Origin of the sequence: Clostridium sp. UBA2485, assembly GCF_002341865.1 — a bacterium.
Classification (GTDB): domain Bacteria; phylum Bacillota; class Clostridia; order Clostridiales; family Clostridiaceae; genus Clostridium_J.
Map to the genome: position 1 here is coordinate 1 of NZ_DDOV01000034.1, position 427 is coordinate 427.

At 34.7% G+C, this 427-nt stretch carries 1 protein-coding gene; it reads right to left on the reverse strand.

Features of this window, described 5'->3' with window-relative positions:
- Positions 1-7: 7 nt before the first annotated feature.
- Positions 8-238 (reverse strand): hypothetical protein, encoded by a 231-nt coding sequence (locus B3603_RS05490; protein WP_291561719.1) that lies wholly within the window; start codon positions 236-238, stop codon positions 8-10.
- Positions 239-427: the final 189 nt, after the last annotated feature.

Consider the following 427-nt stretch of genomic DNA (forward strand, 5'->3'; position numbering starts at 1 on the left):
CTTTCTTTTAGCACCTTGCTTGGACAGCTCCAGCCATTCTCTTATGACAAGATGCAGCTGGTCTATCTTTCGTTGGCGTTGCGCAGCCAGGAGTACAGTTTATATACTCAGATATTCTAATACCACAAAATAATGCTGAGTCTATGACTACTGTGGTGCCTCCTGCTACAGCCACATTTTTTGCTTCATTTTCGTTTACCATTTTTAAATCCAAATCAAAATCATTATAATTTCCCATATCTTACCCCTCTATTCTTCTGTCTCATGTTATGCTTAAAAATAATTAAAATTTATAAATAATGTTGAGCATAAACATGAGACAGATTCTTATTTCTATATTTTAATAATAACTACTTATTATTTCTTTTAGCACCTTGCTTGAACAGCTCCAGCCATTGCCCTATTACAAGATACATGTGGTCTATCT

Coding starts and splice junctions, on each gene's coding strand:
- B3603_RS05490 (WP_291561719.1), bottom strand. CDS start 238: ATGGGAAATTATAATGATTTTGATTTGGATTTAAAAATGGTAAACGAA.